Source organism: Azospirillum sp. HJ39 (assembly GCF_041507355.1).
GTDB classification, from domain to species: Bacteria; Pseudomonadota; Alphaproteobacteria; order Azospirillales; family Azospirillaceae; genus Azospirillum; species Azospirillum thiophilum.
In genome coordinates this window covers 785969-802121 of record NZ_CP167911.1, presented here as the reverse complement: position 1 = coordinate 802121, position 16153 = coordinate 785969, and the positions used below count along the sequence as shown (strand labels likewise).

Here is a 16153-nt window from a genome sequence, read left to right as displayed (position 1 = left end):
GGAGCCTTGTTCCAGGCACGACGTCACACCAGTTTCCGGGGGCGCCCTTCCCAGCGGGGGGCGCCCTTTCGATTCGGACCTCCTGATCCGGGAGCCTTCATGCCTGCCCTCTTCCCAGCCCGCCGCCTTGCCGCGGCCGGCCTGCTCGCCCTGACCCTGACCGTCGCGGCCCCTACGGCTCCGGTGCCTTTCGGCGCCCTGCCTGCGCTGGCGGCGGAAAAGGGGGTGTTCTTCCCCGAGAGCTTCACCCTGGCGAACGGCATGCAGGTGGTGGTGATCCCCAACCATCGCGTGCCGGTCGTCACCCACATGGTCTGGTACAAGGTGGGTGCAGCCGACGAGGACCGCGGCCAGTCCGGCATCGCCCATTTCCTCGAACATCTGATGTTCAAGGGAACGGACGTGATCCCGCCCGGCGAATTCAGCCGGATCGTCGCCAAGAATGGCGGACGCGACAACGCCTTCACCAGCTACGACTACACCGCCTATTACCAGAACGTCGCCCGCGACCGGCTGGAGATGGTGATGCGGATGGAGGCCGACCGCATGGCCAACCTGAAGCTGACCGATGCCGTGGTCTATCCCGAGCGCGACGTCATCATCGAGGAGCGCCGCCAGCGCGTCGAGAACGAGCCGGCCGACCGCATCAGCGAGCAGATCAACGCCACCATGTTCGTCCACCACCCCTATGGCACCCCGGTGATCGGCTGGCCGCAGGAGATGTCGACGCTGACGCGGGAGATGGCGGAGCGCTTCTACAAGACCTGGTACACGCCCAACAACGCCATCCTGGTCGTGTCCGGCGACGTCACGGCAGCGGAGCTGAAGCCGCTGGCCGAGCGCTATTACGGCGCCATCCCGGCCCGTCCGGTACCGGAGCGCAAGCGCGTGGCCGAGCCGCCGATCAGCGCCTCCCGCCAGGTCGAACTGCGCGACGCCGAGGTGCGGCAGCCGTCGGTGCGCCGGACCTGGATCGCGCCGTCCTACCGGGTCGACCCCGACCGCCAGGCCTACGCGCTGCAGGTGCTGGCGGAGATCATGAGCGGCGGCTCGACCTCGCGCCTCTACCGCAGCCTGGTGATAGACCAGAAGGTCGCCACCTCCGCCTGGCTCGGCTACGGACCGACCTCCTGGGACATGGCGACGCTCAGCGTCGGCGCCAGCCCGGCCGCCGGCGTGAGCATGGACAAGCTGGAGGCCGCCCTGTGGGGCGAGGTCGACCGGCTGCTGAAGACCGGCGTGACCGAGGAGGAGGTCGCCACCGCGCGCAAGCGCATGCTGGCCGCCGCCGCCTATGCCCGCGACAGCCTGACCGGCCCGGCCCAGACGCTGGGCGCGGCGCTCGCCACCGGCCAGAGCCTGGACGACGTGGAAAGCTGGCCGGTTCGGATCGACTCGGTGACCGCCGAGCAGGTCAACGCCGCGGCCCGCGCCGTGCTGAGCCAGACCAACCACGTCACCGGCCTGCTGCTGCCCCCGACCGGAAAGGACAGTTGAGGATGAGCGCGCGTCACACTTCCATGCGGTCCGGCATCGCGGCCTTCTTCCTCGCCATCGTCGCCATCGCCCTGACCGCGCCCCTGCCTGCCCACGCCATGGACATCAAGCGCGTGGTCAGCCCCGGCGGGATCGAGGCGTGGCTGGTCGAGGACCACAAGGTCCCCGTGCTGGCGCTGGAATGGGCCTTCGAGGGCGCCGGCGGCAGCGATCCCAAGGGCAAGGAAGGGCTGGCCAATCTGGTCACCACCATGCTCGACGAGGGCGCCGGGCCTTACGACTCCCAGGCCTTCCAGGCCCGGCTGCAGGACAACGCCATCGCGCTCGGCTTCGACGCCGGACGGGACGGCTTCACCGGGTCCTTGCGCACCCTGACCGAGCGTCGCGGCGAGGCGCTGGAGCTGACCCGGCTGGCGCTGACCGAGCCGCATTTCGCCCAGGAGGCGCTGGACCGCATGCGGGCCTCGATCATGGCCAGCCTGAAGCGGGACCTTGGCGATCCCAACTACGTCGCCCGCCGCCAGTTCTACGCCACCGCCTTCCCCGACCACCCCTATGGCGGCGAGATCCGCGGCACGCTGGACAGCCTGCCCGCCATCGCGCCGGACGATCTGCGCGCCTTCGTGAAGGGTCAGTTCGGCCGTGACCGGCTGGTGGTCGCCGCCACCGGCGACATCTCGCCGGAGGAACTGGGCAAGGCGTTGGACATCGTGTTCGGCGGGCTGCCGGCCAGGACCGACGCACCGGCGATCCCCGACGCGACGATGGCCGGGCTGGGCCAGACCATCCTGCTGCCGCGCCCGACCGCCCAGACCGTCATGCTGATGGGACAGCCGGGGGTGAAGCGCGACGATCCCGACTGGTACGCCGCCAGCGTCATGAACTATGTGCTGGGCGGCGGCGGCTTCGGGTCGCGCCTGATGGAGGAGGTGCGCGAGAAGCGCGGGCTGAGCTATGGCGTCTACAGCTATTTGATCCCGATGGACCATGCCGCGGTGGTGATGGCCGGCGGCTCCACCGTCAACGCAAAGGCGGGCCAGGCGCTGGACATCATCCGCCAGGAATGGGCGCGGATGGCGAAGGACGGCCTGACCGACCAGGAGTTGGCCGACGCCAAGACCTACCTGACCGGCTCCTTCCCGCTGCAGCTTGGCTCGACCCAGTCGATTGCGCGCATCCTGCTGCAGGTGAAGCGCGACGAGCTGGGCATCGACTACCTCAACCAGCGCGACCGCTACATCAACGCCGTGACCCAGGCCGACATCAGGCGCGTCGCCCAGCGCCTGCTCGACCCGGCGAAGCTGCTGACGGTTCTGGTCGGCAAGCCGGAAGGCGTGTCGCCGACGCGGACGGTCGACGGGGGGAGCTGAGGCGTCCTCCAGCCCTAGCCCCCTCCTAACCTCCCCCGCTGTGCGGGGGAGGGACTGCCGCCACCCTCCCGCACAGCACCAATCCCCTCTCCCGCGTTAGCGGGGGAGGGTTAGGGAGGGGGCATCGGTCGAGGAGGCATCGGTTGTCGAAACTGTCCCTCACGCCAAATCCGGCTGGCTCCCCGGAAAGCGCGGATCGCTGGGATCGACCGGATGTCCCGGCACCTTGCCCGGGATGATGCCGACCTGATCCGGCCTTGCCGGATCGTCGCGGTCGCGCTGCTCCTCACGCTCTTCCAACGGCGGGGCGAGGGGTTTGTCCGACATGGCTTGTCCTCCTTTGGCAAATCCTCGGATCCCACAACAGCGCGACCCGCGGTCGGTTGCATGCTTCGGCCGGCACGCATAGGCCGATAAGCTGCGCCGACCGCCGCATTTTGGGTCGTGGCCGCCACCGCCGGTCGGTGCTAGGCTCCCTTCGCCCCGCCGATGGGCCGCGTCAAAGGACCGCTGACGTCAAGGAGTCCAAAGCATCATGACCGCGCTCTCCCATTCATCCGCCTGGGCCGCTCTCGTCCAACACCGCCTGGACATGGCCGACACGCACATGCGCGACCTGTTCGCCGCCGATCCAGGCCGGTTCGGCGCCTTCTCGCTGGAGGCCGCGGGTCTGTTTCTCGACTATTCGAAGAACCGCATCACGCAGGATACGGTCGGGCTGCTGCTCGACCTCGCCCGCCAGCAGGATGTCGAAGGTGCCCGCGCCCGCATGTTCGGCGGCGAGCCGATCAACCTGACCGAAAAGCGGGCCGTCCTGCACACCGCCCTGCGCAACCGGTCCGACCATCCGGTCACCGTGGACGGCCGCGACGTGATGCCGGCCGTGCGTGCGGTGCTGGAGCGGATGGACGCCTTCGCCAATTCGGTGCGCGACGGCGACTGGCGCGGCTATACCGGCCAGCCGATCACCGACGTGGTCAACATCGGCATCGGCGGCTCCGACCTCGGCCCGGTGATGGCGACGGAGGCGCTGAAGCCCTTCGCCCATGCCCATGTCGCCCTGCATTTCGTCTCCAACGTCGACGGCACCCATCTGGCCGAGCAACTGAAGTGGCTGGATCCGGAGACGACGCTGTTCGTCATCGCCTCCAAGACCTTCACGACGCAGGAGACGCTGACCAACGCCCATTCCGCCCGCCGCTGGTTCCTGGAGACCGCCCAGGACGAGGCGCATGTCGCCAGGCACTTCGTCGCCGTCTCCACCAACGAGGCGGAGGTGCGCAAGTTCGGCATCGATCCCGCCAACATGTTCGGCTTCTGGGACTGGGTCGGCGGCCGCTATTCGCTGTGGTCGGCCATCGGCCTGCCGATCATGATCGCCATCGGCCCGGTGCGCTTCGCCGAGCTGCTGGCCGGCGCCCATGCGATGGACGAGCATTTCCGCACCGCGCCGCTCGACCGCAACATGCCGGTGCTGCTGGGCCTGCTGGGCGTCTGGTACCGCAATTTCTGGGACGCCTCGTCCTACGCGGTGCTGCCCTACGACCAGTATCTGCACCGCTTCCCCGCCTATCTCCAGCAGCTGGACATGGAGAGCAACGGCAAGTCGGTGACCCGCGGCGGCGAGCCGGTGGACTACCAGACCGGGCCGGCGCTGTTCGGCGAGCCCGGCACCAACGGCCAGCATGCCTTCTACCAGCTGATCCACCAGGGCACATCGCTGATCCCCTGCGACTTCGTGGCGGCGGCGACCACCCACAACCCGATCGGGGCGGAGGCCGGCGCCCATCACCGCATCCTGCTGTCGAACGTCTTAGCCCAGGCCGAGGCGCTGATGCGCGGCAAGACCGCCGACGAGGTGCGGGCGGAGATGACCAGGTCCGGCAAGCCGGCAGAAGAGGTCGAGGCGCTGGTCCCCCACCGCGTCTTCCCCGGCAACCGCCCGTCCAACACCATCCTGATGCAGAGCCTGACCCCGGCGACGCTCGGCGCCCTGATCGCGCTGTACGAGCACAAGGTCTTCGTCCAGGGCATCGTCTGGGACATCAACAGCTTCGACCAATGGGGCGTGGAGCTGGGCAAGCAGCTGGCCAGCACCATCCTGCCGGAGATGGAAAGCGGTCCGGCGGAGGGTGCCCATGACAGCTCGACCACCGGGCTGATGGCATGGTGGCGGGCCAACCGGTAGGGAACGGTTCGGGCCGCCGGCTGTAATTATACGTATACGAACGCCATCGGCCGGAGAGATCCCGGCCGATGGCGTTCGGAACATTGTGGCTGCGCGCCGGTTGAACAGGGAAACGGTCTTTGCACCGCCCCCACTCACCGGAGCAGCCTCATGTCCACCCGTTTGCGCCTCGCCGTCCTGATCTACGGCATGATCCAGGGCGTCGTCTTCGGCATCGGCACCGTCCTGGTGCTGTCGGTCCCCAGCTTTTCCGAGCAAGCGATGACGCTGATGCCGACCGTGGTGATCCTCAGCGTCATCCTTGCCGCCCCCATCGCCTGGTTCATGGCGCCGCGCCTGCGCCTGCGCTTCTGGCGCCGGCGGGAGGAGGAGCAGCGGGCGCCGCGCCGCGTCCCCGTTTCCTGAAAGCTCAGGCCGCGACCGGTCCGTCTTCCGCGACCCTGGCGGACAGCCAGTCGCGGAAGATACGCATGGTCGGGGTTTCCGGCCGCGACTTCAGGGCCGTCAGCCAATAGGCACCCTTCGACACGGTGACGCCGAAGGGTTGCTCGATCTGGCCCAGCGCCAGCGGCCGGCGGAACATCGACGGTGGAGCGAGGGCGACGCCGGCACCCTGGATCGCCGCCTCCACCATCAGCGACGACGAGTCGAACACCGGCCCCCCCTTGACCGAGGGCATGGCCGGCGGCTCCAGCCCGGCGGCGGCGAACCAGCCCGGCCATTCATCGGCGCGGTAGGAGCGCAACAGCGTCTCGCGGCCGACATCGGCAGGCTCGCGCAGGCGCCGGGCGATCTCCGGCGCGCAGAGCACCGACAGCGGCGCATCGAACAGCCGGACCGCGTCGGTGCCGTGCCAGGCGCCATCGCCGAAGCGGATGGCGTAGTCCAGCCCCTCCGCCGCGATGTCGACGCGGTTGTTGTTGGTGGACAGGCGCAGGTCGACGAAGGGATGCGCCTCGCGAAAGCGCGTCAGCCGCGGCAGCAGCCAGCCGACGGCGAAGGTGCCGACCGCGCCGACCGTCAGCACCTCGCGAAAGCGTCCACCCTCGAACTGGTCGAGCAAGCCACCGATGCGGTCGAAGGCATCGGCCAGCGTCGGCAGCAGCGCCCGCCCCTCGTCGGTCAATGCCAGCCCGCGCGGCAGGCGGTGGAACAGGCTGGCGCCCAGCCGTTCCTCCAGCAGCTTCACCTGTTGGCTGACGGCGGCCTGGGTCACGCACAGCTCGATGGCGGCGCGGGTGAAGCTGAGATGCCGCGCCGACGCCTCGAAGGCGCGCAACGCGTTGAGCGGCAGATAGGGGCGGACCACGGCTTCCCCGGACGAAACTGAGTTCCGGGAGTGAGCTAGCACCGATTGGGGGGTGGGCTCCAGGGGGATGTGTTGGGGAGGGTGTCGGCTTCGGATGCCCCCTCCCCAACCGCGTTCACCGCCCCGTCAGCACCCGCCGCGTGTGCAGCGCGATCATCCGTTCCTCGTCGGTCGGGATGACATAGACCGGCAGGCGGCTGCCGGGAGTGGAGATCTTCGCCGCATTGGCCTCGTTGGCGGAGTCGTCCAGTTCAACGCCCATCCAGGCCAGCTTGTCGCCGACCCGCGCCCGCACCGGGGCGGAGCGTTCGCCGATGCCGGCGGTGAAGACCAGCGCGTCGACCCCGCCCATCGAGGCGGCGAGCGCCCCGGTTTCCTTGGCGATGCGGAAGCAGAACAGCTCCACCGCCTCCTGCGCATGCGGATCGGTGCTTTCCAGCAGGGCGCGCATGTCGTTGGAAATGCCCGACACGCCGAGCAGGCCCGACTTGTTGTAGAGCATCTTCTCGATGCCGTCGGCGTCCATGCCCTTGCGCATCAGGTAGATCAGCACGCCGGGATCGATGGTGCCGCAGCGGGTGCCCATCGGCAGGCCGTCCAGCGCGGTGAAGCCCATGGTGCTGTCGACGCTCCGCCCGCCATGGATGGCGCACATGCTGGCGCCGCTGCCGAGATGGGCGACGACGACGCGCGAATCGCCCAGCTCCGGCGCGATCTCCGGCAGGCGGCGGGCGATGTACTCGTAGGACAGGCCGTGGAAGCCGTAACGGCGGACGCCCTCGTCCGTCAGTTCCCGCGGGATGGCGAAAGTCTGCGCCTGCCAGGGCTGGTTGCGGTGGAAGGCGGTGTCGAAACAGGCGACCTGCGGCAGCTCCGGATGCGCCTCGGCCAGCGCGCGGATGGCGGCGAGGTTGTGCGGCTGGTGCAGCGGGGCCAGCGGCACCAGCCCATCCAGCTCATCCATCACGGCCGGGGTCAGCAGCACCGGAGCGGCATGGCGCACGCCGCCATGCACCACCCGGTGGCCGGCGGCGATCAGCGTCGCCCCGTCCAGCCGCTCCTCGATCCAGTCGAGCAGGTAGGACAGCAGCGCCTTGCGGTCGCTGCGTTCCCCGACCCCCCAGCTCTTCCCGGCCAGCGGGCGGCGCTCGGCATCCTTGGCCTCGAAAACCGGCTGGGTGCCGATGCCGGAGATCTGGCCGTTGACGGCGACCGCCGGATCCCCGCCGCCATGATCCCGGAACACCGAGAATTTCAGGCTGGAGGAGCCGGCATTGATGACGAGGATCGCGTTGGACATGGCGGCGCCCTCCTTATTCGGCCGCGGAGGCGGCGCCGCGGCGGCGGGCGGCGGCCACCAGGACGGCGACCGCGCAGGACGCCAGGCGGGTGCGGACATTGTCGGCACGGCTGGTCAGGATGATCGGAACCCGCGCGCCCAGCACGATGCCGGCGGCGTCGGCATGGGCCAGGAAGGACAGCTGCTTGGCCAGCATGTTGCCGGCCTCCAGGTCCGGAACCAGCAGGATGTCGGCCTGGCCGGCGACCGGGGAATTGATGCCCTTGGTGATGGCGGCCTCGCGGCTGATGGCGTTGTCGAAGGCCAGCGGGCCGTCGAGGATGCCGCCGGTGATCTGGCCGCGGTCGGCCATCTTGCACAGCGCCGCCGCTTCCAGGGTCGAGGGGATCTTGGTGTTGATGGTCTCGACCGCCGAGAGGATGGCGACGCGCGGAACCTCGACGCCCAGCACCTTGGCAAGGTCGATGGCGTTCTGCACGATGCTGACCTTGTCTTCCAGCGTCGGATAGATGTTGATCGCCGCGTCGGTGATCAGCAGCGGCCGCGGATAAGTCGGCACATTCATCACGAAGACGTGGCTGAGACGGCGGCCGGTGCGCAGGCCGGTCTCCTTGCGGACGACCTCGCCCATCAGCTCGTCGGTGTGCAGGCTGCCCTTCATCACCGCCTCGCACTCGCCGGCGCGGGCCAGACGGACGCCGGTTTCGGCCGAGGCATGGCTGTGCGCGACGTCGACGATGCGGTAGGGCGAGATGTCGAGGCCGCAGGCGTCGGCGACGGACCGGATCTTGGCTTCCGGCCCGACCAGCACCGGGTCGATCAGGTTGGCCTCGGCCGCCTCGACGGCACCGCGCAGCGAACTCTCGTCGCAGGGATGGACGACGGCGGTCGGCACCGGCGGGAGCGACTCGCACTTCTTCAGCATCAGCTCGTGGCCGTCGTGGCGGATCACCTGCACCTGCGGCAGTTCGGTCACGGCGCGGCGGAACTTCTCGGTCGGGGCGATCACCTCGGCGACGCCGGTCGCCACCGTCTTGCCGTCCTGGTTGGCGGCGAGGCAGTCGAAGACGACCGTCTTGCGCTCCGGGTCCTTCGACCTGGCGGTGACGGTGACGGTGACGATGTCGCCCAGCAGGACCGGCCGTTCGAACCGCAGATCCTGGCCGACATAGACGGTGCCGGGACCGGGCAGCAGCGTGCCCAGCACGGCGGAGATCAGCGAACCGGACCACATGCCGTGCCCGACCACCTTGTGGTCGACGGCATAATCCTCGTCCACATGGGACGGGTTGAGGTCGCCGGACACCGTGGCGAACAGCTCGATGTCGGACATGGTCAGCCGGCGCGACAGGCTGGCCTGCTGGCCGATGCGGATTTCCTCGAACGTGACGTTTTCGATCATGGGGCTGCCGTTCTTGCCGGTCGGAACGATGCCGCTGCGGCCCGCCGGGGCGGCGGGGAGGGCGGCGGTGACGGTATCCATCTCAAAGCTCCTCAAAAGGATCGCGGCGCCCGACCGACGGGCATCCGTCGCGACGGCGGGCCGTATCCTCCCGATCCCGGTTCCCGCGCCGGGACGCGCCCTTGCGGGCAGAGCCATGGCGTCGGGCCGGAACCCGTCTTGTTGGGTTCCTTCGAAGCGGAACCTTCGCCACCCGAGGAGTTTCCAAGGAGTGTGCTTGTGCGAAAGCAATAGCCCTTGTGGCGAAGGCGGCCCAATGACCTACATCAATAAGTCGCCAAGCTATTGTTACGGCTGGGTTACTGGGATCGTTTCGGAGCAGTTAGCAGCCGCAGCATAACCGAAACTTGCGTGCCTGCATCCAGGAAAAGCGGAGCTTGCGGCGGGACTGCCCCGATTGCGCGCTGCGGCAAAGGCCGGAAAACCCGGCGGACGCCCGATCCGCTGTCCCAATCAGCTGTCTCAGTCCGCTGCCGCCACGCAGGAGCAAAGCTCCTCGGCCACCGGAACGCTGATGGAGAAGACGGTTCCATGTCCGACCCGCGACCGCACGGTGACGGGGTGATCCAGCATCTGCGCCATGCGGCGGACGATGGACAGCCCCAGGCCCAGGCCGCGGCCACTGTCGCGCTGGTCGGTGCCGCACCGATAGAAATCCTCGAAGATGGCCGTCATCTCGTCCTCGGGGATGCCGGGACCGGTATCCCATACCTCGATGGACAGCCGGCCGCCCTCCTCGTCGCCCTTGCGCCGGCAGCCCAGCAGGATGCGGCCCTGGGTGGTGTAGCGCAGGGCGTTGACCAGCAGGTTGCGCACCATCCGCTCCAGCAGGATCGGGTCGCTACGCACGCGGGCGGAACAGGGCACCATGCGCAGTTCCAGCCCGCGATCGGCCGCCTGGTCGCCGATCTCCATCGCCAGCCGGCCGACGATGTCCTGGACATCGAAATCGACGATCCGCGGCTTGACGTTGCCGACCTCCAGCGCGGAGGTGTCGAGCAGCGTCGACAGCAGCGAGTTTCCGGCCACCAGCGCCTCGCCCAGCTTGTTCGCCACCTCCACCTGCTGGGGATCGTCCAGCTTGCTCATCAGGATGTGGTGGAACAGGCTCATCGCCTGGAAGGGCTGGCGCAGATCGTGGCTGGCGGCGGCCAGGAAGCGGCTCTTGGCCTGGTTGGCGCGTTCCGCCTCGGAATGGGCGCGGGCAAGGGCGTCGCGGATCTCCACCGCCTCGGTCATGTCGATGGCGGCGCAGATGATGCCCGCGATGGATCCGGTCTCGTCGCGCATCGGCTCAACCGACAGGTCCAGCACCCGCCGGCAGCCGTTGTAGGTCAACTCCACCTCGCAGCGGGCACCGACCCCCTGCTCCATCACCGCCCGCTTGACCGGCACGAGCCGCTCGGCGTCCTCCACCGAAAACAGTTCGACATCGGTCCGGCCGATCATCCGCTCCGGCCGCAGGTCGGCCCGCGGGCAATAGACCCACAGATGGCGCAGGTCGCGGTCCTGGCTGAACAGCGACACCTTGGAATGGCGCAACGCCAGCCGGAACCGCTCCTCGCTCTCGCGCAGCGCACGGGCCATGGCGGCACGGGCACGCGCCTCGGTCCGCAGCAGGCGCTTGGCCCGCGCCTCGCGCAGGACATAGGCGACGGCGCCGGCGGTCAGCATCAGTCCGCCGATCAGCATGGTCCAGGCCAGCCGGTCGTCGAGGCTGAACAGCGGCGACGGATCGGGCACCACGAACAGCCGCCACACCCGCCCTCCGAAGGCGATGTCCCGGACGATGGCACGCGGAGCCCCATCGCCGGCCAATCGTTCCGCCGTCAGCGGCCGGGACGGCGGGTGGGGAAGCTCGCCCGGGCGGGTCAGCCCGCCTTCGGCGGCGAGCAGCAGCGGCGCCCCGGCATCCGGTTTCAGCAGATAGGCGTCGCCCACGGTCAGCCCGACCCGCAGAACCGCGTCCCTGAGCAGCTGGCCGACATCGAAGCTGGTCCACAGGAAGCCGGTCAGGACGTCGCAGACGATACGCCCGCCGAAACGCGCCTCGTCGGGGTCGATCTCACGGGAATAGACCGGCAGATAGATCAGCACCGAATCCCGCCCAAGCTCGGCCTGAAGCGGCATCTCCTCCGCCACGACGACGCGGTTGGCGGCGCATGAGCGGGTCAACACCTCGCTCTGCCCGGGCAGGCTGGCCATGTCGAGCCCGATCAGGCCGGCCGCTGCCTTCGGTTCGGCCAGCACATTCACGAACAGGTCGGTGCCGGGCGGGCGGCGCGGCGCATCGACGGCACCGCGCACCGCGAAGGAGGTGTGGCCGGACGACCGCATCGCCCGTTCCAGCAACGGCACGTCCCGCTCCGCGATCCGGCGTGCCCAGGCGACGGCATGCAGGTTGGGGTAAAGCGGCAGCAAGGGTTCCGCGGCCGACGAGAAGCTCGCCTCCGTGACCGGTGCCGGCCCGGCCAGCGGACCGCTGAGGGCGCGCAGCAGGACGCTCTGATGGTCGAAGCGCGTCTTCAGTTCGTCATGGAGTTGGATCGCCTGCCGATCGGCCAGGATATGCTCTGCGTCGCGGGTGACGCTGCGGATCAGCAGGAAGGCGGAAAGGGACAGGAACAGGCCGGCAAAGACGATCATCGGCACCGCCGTCGCTTTCCCTACCCCCCGATGCTTCCGGTTCATCCGACCGCCCTCCCCCGAACTGTCCGAACAGCGAAGCCAGACACGATCATATCGAAGGGGGAGCATAAAAGGGTATGTAAAAGATCCAATTCCACCGAAAGGAGGATAAGGATCTGCCAATTGGGGGAGAGCTATGGCTCACGCACTGCAATCATTGGAAAGAGTCTGTCGCAATTCGCAGAAATCTTGCCGGCTCTGTTTCAGCATTGTCATTGCAGTGCAGCGTAAGCCTAACTTCAAGAGTCTTCATCATTCGACGCCTTCATATATCGACCTCATTCCGTTTAGAGTCTTTATTATCAAAGAGGTGGGTTGCCCAGGCAGCCGCCCCGGCCGGCCGGTCCAAGCAGCCGGACGACCGCGGCGCGCAGGGCCAGCGGCGCCACGGGCTTGTGCAGAAGCGGGTAGCCGGACAGCCGGGCCTCGCGCAGCCTTCTGGGATCGGTGTCGCCGGTCAGGATCATCCCGGGCACCGGCCGGTCGAGCAGCTTGGCGATCTGCCGGATGGCGACGATGCCATTGGCTGCGCCTTTCAGCCGAAGATCGGAGATGACCAGGTCGATTGGCTCCGGTGCCGGCCCGACCCGCCGGACCGCCGCATCGTAGGATTCGGCTCCCAGCACGGTGCAGCCCCATTGCTCCAGCAGGGCTTCGAGCGCGGCCAGCACCATCGGGTCGTCCTCGATCACCAGGATACGGGCACGGCTTATGTCGGCGGCGCCAGCCGATGCGACGGCGGGGGGCGATGCCGCTTCCCCGGCGGCTGCGGCCGCCACCTCGATCGAGCGCGGCAGGACGACCGCGAAGACGGTTCCCCGTCCTTCGGTCGTCTGCAACTCCAGCCCGAGGCCGAGCTTCCGCGCAAGCCCGCGGACCAGCGTCAGGTCCAGCCCAAGCGTACCGGCGCCCTCCCCGGCGGAGCGCGCCAGCTCGCTCCGCAAGGCCGCCAGCCGCTCCGGCGGCAGGCCGCGCCCGCTGTCCCACACTTCGATGCGCAGGCTGCGGCCCCGGTTGCGGCAACCGACCAGGACCCGGCCGCCCGCCGTGCTGCGCAGGGCATTGATGACCAGACCGTGCAGCAACCGCTCCAGCAGCGCGGAGTCCGTGCGCACCATCGCCGAGCAGGGCATCACGCTGAAGCGCAGCCCGCGGTCGGCAAAGCGCGGCGCAACTTCCAGCGCCAGCCGCATCAGGACGCCGTTGACGGCGTGGGTGCGGATGTCCGGCTCCAGCAGGCCGCTTTCCAGCCGGACGAGGTCGAAATGGCCGTCGACCATGCTGCGCATGGAGTCCACCGCCTGGGCCATCGAATGCAGCAGGTCGCGTCCGGACCGGTCGGTACCGCCCGCCGCCCCTTCCATCGCGCGCGCCTCCAGCGTGCCGATCAGCAGCGACAGCGCTGCCAGCGGCTGGCGCAGATCGTGGCTGGCCGCCGCAAAAAGGCGACCGGCCGGATCCGGCATCCCCATCGCGGCCGGCATCGGGCCGATGGATGCCGCGGGGGGAACGCACGGCTCACCGTCCAGCCGCCACACCATGCCCCCCGCGGTCAGCGGGAGCACGGTGCGTCCAGCCCCGGCGTGGCGGCTCAATTCGGCAGCAGTCGCTCCGACGGCAAGACGGCCAGACAATCCCGGCAGGGTTCCGGCAGCGGGGGTCCAGTCGGTCAGCCGTCCATCGGCACCGAACACCAGAACGGGCGGTACCGCACCGCCGGAATCGTCGTGGCTGCCGTTCACGGTCACACCTGAATTCCAACCATCTTCCGCGATCAGATCCTACACTATGAAAACTGCCGCTCGTTGCAAAGCCTGCCGATAGGCAGAGCACACGCGAAGTACACGGCGGACTGCGCAATCAAACCATTTACCGCCTTTGCTGAAAACCCCATGCACTTCGCAAGGGATCGGTCGATTCTGTTACAATTCGACAAATATCCGTCTTCAGTTTGGACTGGGCCTTCAGCGTTTCTTAGGGATGGTCGGTAAAAATGGCGCAATGAATCGCCACACGCAGACTTGCGGCCGTAATGGGCGCGATAGTGCCGCCTCGGGTGAGGATACTCCCGACACCGCCACGGCACCCAACGACCGCTGCGACAGGACCGGCGAACCGTCGATCGCGGCCCTGGCTTCGCTGCCGGTTGCAGTCGCCGTCTTCGCCGCTTGTCATGAACCTGCCAGCACGCTGACCGACCTGGAATGGCGGTCGGCCAACCCGGCGGCCGAACTGCTGTTGGGCGCCGGACCGCTGCCCGGCCGGCGGCTGCGCGCGGACGCCACCGACACCGCCTGCCCCGCCCTGTTCGCCACGCTGGCCGACGCCCTGCACGGCCCGGTGGAGCGCACGGTCGCCGCACGGCGTGGCTCCACGCCGGTCCGCTGGCGCGTGGCGGCGGCCCCGGCCCCCGGCGGGCTGTGCGCGACCCTGTCCGACCTGGGTCCGGTGGCCCTCTCGCCAGCCGAAGCCCAGCCGGAAACCCAGGCCCGAGCGGTGGCTGATACGCTGGCAGAAACGCTTGCCGGGGCGTTGGAGCACAGCGCCGAGAGCTTCGCCCTGTTCGACCGGGAGGACAGGCTGGTCCATGCCAACGGCCGTCTGGGCACCGACTTGCCCACTCTGGTCGACAGGCTGGTGCCGGGCGTCCCCTTCGAGGAGCTGGCCCGCCGCTTCGCCGAGACCGACCCGCGCCTGACCACGGCACAGGACCGCGCAGCGTGGATGCATGCGCGGCTGGAGCGTCACCGGCGGATGGACACGCCGGTCGTCGTGCCCCTCCATGACGGACGCTGGCTGCTCAGCCGCGAACATGCCGTGCCCGGGGGCGTGCTGGTCCACTACACCGATGTCACCGCGCTGAAGCGGACCGAGGACCGTCTGCGTCTGCGCGAGACCGAGGCCCAGGCCGCCCGCGGCGAGGCCGACAGCGCAAAGCGGGCCAAGGCAGCCTTCCTGGCGCAGATGAGCCACGAGTTGCGCACGCCGCTGAACGCAGTCCTCGGCTTTTCGGAGATGCTGCTGTCGGAGCCCTTCGGCCCGCTCGGCAACCCGCGCTACCGCAGCTATGCCGGTGACATCCGCGATGCCGGCACCCATCTGCTCGCCCTGATCGACGACATCCTGGAACTGTCTCGCCTCGATGGCGGGTTGACGCCGCTGGTGGAGGACGGGGTGGATCTGGATGCCCTGTCGCGGCATGTCGTCACCGCACTGCAAGAGGCGGCCCGGGAAGGCGGGGTGACCCTGCGCCGCGACGTCCCGCCCGACCTGCCGCTGCTGCGGGGCGACGTCCAGGCGCTGACCCGCATGCTGACCAACCTGCTGTCCAACGCCGTGGCCCACACCCGGCCCGGCGGCCTCGTGATGCTGACCGCCCAGCTGATGCCGGACGGCGGCATCGCGATGATGGTGGCCGACACCGGCATCGGCATCCCGAGCGCCGATCTGCCCCATATCCTGCATCCGTTCGAGGCGCCGGACTCCTCCATCGCCCGACACTCCCGTGGAAGCGGACTGGGGCTGCCGGTGGTCAAGCAGTTGGTGGAGATGCATGGCGGCCGGCTGGAGCTGACCAGCGAGCCGGATGTCGGCACCGCGGCGGTTCTGGTCTTCCCAGCCGCGCGCAGCCTGCCGCGCGACCGCGGGCGCCCGCTTCCCCTTCCGCCCGTTTGAGCCGGACCGGGGGGGCGGTCACGCTTTTGCCCCTTGGCGTGGAAAGGCGGACGCGGCATTGTGTCCGCTGCGTTCCTGAACCGTTCCTTTTTCCGGCGGTGCCCCGTGCCATGAGCGACGATCTTGCCCTCCTCTCCGCTGCCGATCCCCTGCCGTCCGCCGGCGGGGCGCCGCCGATCTTCCGCGGGGTGCGGCGGGCATTGGCGACGCGCGGTTACGCCAGCCTGACCGAGTTCCGTCTGGCGAGTGGCCGGCGGGCCGACGTTCTCGCCATGGACGACGCCGGTGGAATCCTGATCGTCGAGGTGAAGAGCGGCGTGCCGGACTTCCGCTCCGACCAGAAATGGCAGGAATACCGGGACTGGTGCGACGCCTTCTATTTCGCGGTCGACGACGGCTTTCCGACCGAACTGATCCCGGAGGATTGCGGGCTGATGGTCGCGGACGCCTATGGCGCCGAGGTGCTGCGCGAGGCCCCCGCCCACAAGCTGGCCCCCGCCCGGCGCAAGACCCTGCTGCTGCGCGCCGCCTTGACCGGAGCCGGCCGCCTTCACAGGATCGAGGACCCGATGTTCACCCAGGCGTCGCCCACCGTCTGATGACATGGAGCCCGACCGGTATGGGTGCGCGCCGCACCGGAAGCGGCTAAACTGCGGAATCCTTG

The 16153-nt window shown here is 69.0% G+C and carries 12 protein-coding genes; 6 read left to right on the top strand and 6 right to left on the bottom strand.

Going from position 1 to position 16153, the window contains the following annotated elements:
* Window positions 1–99 precede the first annotated feature (99 nt).
* Window positions 100–1497 carry a M16 family metallopeptidase gene (locus ABMY26_RS17210; RefSeq protein WP_372398420.1) on the top strand — a complete coding sequence of 466 codons (1398 nt, stop codon included), beginning with the start codon at window positions 100–102 and terminating at the stop codon, window positions 1495–1497.
* Between the two features lie 2 nt (window positions 1498–1499).
* The gene (locus ABMY26_RS17205) at window positions 1500–2867 is read left to right on the top strand and encodes a M16 family metallopeptidase (RefSeq protein WP_372398419.1); all 1368 of its coding nucleotides are present in this window, start codon (window positions 1500–1502) and stop codon (window positions 2865–2867) included.
* A 159-nt stretch (window positions 2868–3026) separates the two neighbouring features.
* Here ABMY26_RS17205 and ABMY26_RS17200 read toward each other — a convergent pair whose 3' ends face one another.
* On the bottom strand, window positions 3027–3194 hold the full coding sequence (locus ABMY26_RS17200; RefSeq protein ID WP_372398418.1) for a hypothetical protein: 168 nt from the start codon (window positions 3192–3194) through the stop codon (window positions 3027–3029).
* Between the two features lie 208 nt (window positions 3195–3402).
* On the opposite strand from ABMY26_RS17200, the gene pgi reads away from it, so the two are divergent.
* Both pgi and ABMY26_RS17190 read left to right on the top strand, forming a co-directional pair.
* A complete protein-coding gene (gene pgi / locus ABMY26_RS17195) occupies window positions 3403–5055 on the top strand; it encodes a glucose-6-phosphate isomerase (protein WP_372398417.1) in 1653 nt (550 codons plus the stop codon).
* 150 nt (window positions 5056–5205) lie between these two features.
* The gene (locus ABMY26_RS17190; RefSeq protein ID WP_045581908.1) at window positions 5206–5460 is read left to right on the top strand and encodes a hypothetical protein; all 255 of its coding nucleotides are present in this window, start codon (window positions 5206–5208) and stop codon (window positions 5458–5460) included.
* Between the two features lie 4 nt (window positions 5461–5464).
* Here the strand turns inward: ABMY26_RS17190 and ABMY26_RS17185 are convergent, their stop codons facing one another.
* From ABMY26_RS17185 to ABMY26_RS17165, 5 genes are all read right to left on the bottom strand, one after another.
* Window positions 5465–6364 (bottom strand): LysR substrate-binding domain-containing protein, encoded by a 900-nt coding sequence (locus tag ABMY26_RS17185; RefSeq protein WP_372398416.1) that lies wholly within the window; start codon window positions 6362–6364, stop codon window positions 5465–5467.
* 115 nt (window positions 6365–6479) lie between these two features.
* Window positions 6480–7664 carry an acetate/propionate family kinase gene (locus tag ABMY26_RS17180; protein WP_372398415.1) on the bottom strand — a complete coding sequence of 395 codons (1185 nt, stop codon included), beginning with the start codon at window positions 7662–7664 and terminating at the stop codon, window positions 6480–6482.
* Between the two features lie 13 nt (window positions 7665–7677).
* A complete protein-coding gene (locus tag ABMY26_RS17175; protein ID WP_372399027.1) occupies window positions 7678–9066 on the bottom strand; it encodes a bifunctional enoyl-CoA hydratase/phosphate acetyltransferase in 1389 nt (462 codons plus the stop codon).
* Window positions 9067–9588: 522 nt separating this feature from the next.
* Window positions 9589–11817 (bottom strand): ATP-binding protein, encoded by a 2229-nt coding sequence (locus ABMY26_RS17170; protein WP_372398414.1) that lies wholly within the window; start codon window positions 11815–11817, stop codon window positions 9589–9591.
* A 299-nt stretch (window positions 11818–12116) separates the two neighbouring features.
* The gene (locus ABMY26_RS17165; protein WP_372398413.1) at window positions 12117–13562 is read right to left on the bottom strand and encodes an ATP-binding protein; all 1446 of its coding nucleotides are present in this window, start codon (window positions 13560–13562) and stop codon (window positions 12117–12119) included.
* Between the two features lie 253 nt (window positions 13563–13815).
* On the opposite strand from ABMY26_RS17165, the gene ABMY26_RS17160 reads away from it, so the two are divergent.
* Entirely contained in the window at window positions 13816–15489 is a 1674-nt protein-coding gene (locus ABMY26_RS17160; protein WP_372398412.1) for an ATP-binding protein, read from the top strand.
* A 110-nt stretch (window positions 15490–15599) separates the two neighbouring features.
* A complete protein-coding gene (locus ABMY26_RS17155) occupies window positions 15600–16088 on the top strand; it encodes an MmcB family DNA repair protein (RefSeq protein ID WP_372398411.1) in 489 nt (162 codons plus the stop codon).
* Window positions 16089–16153: the final 65 nt, after the last annotated feature.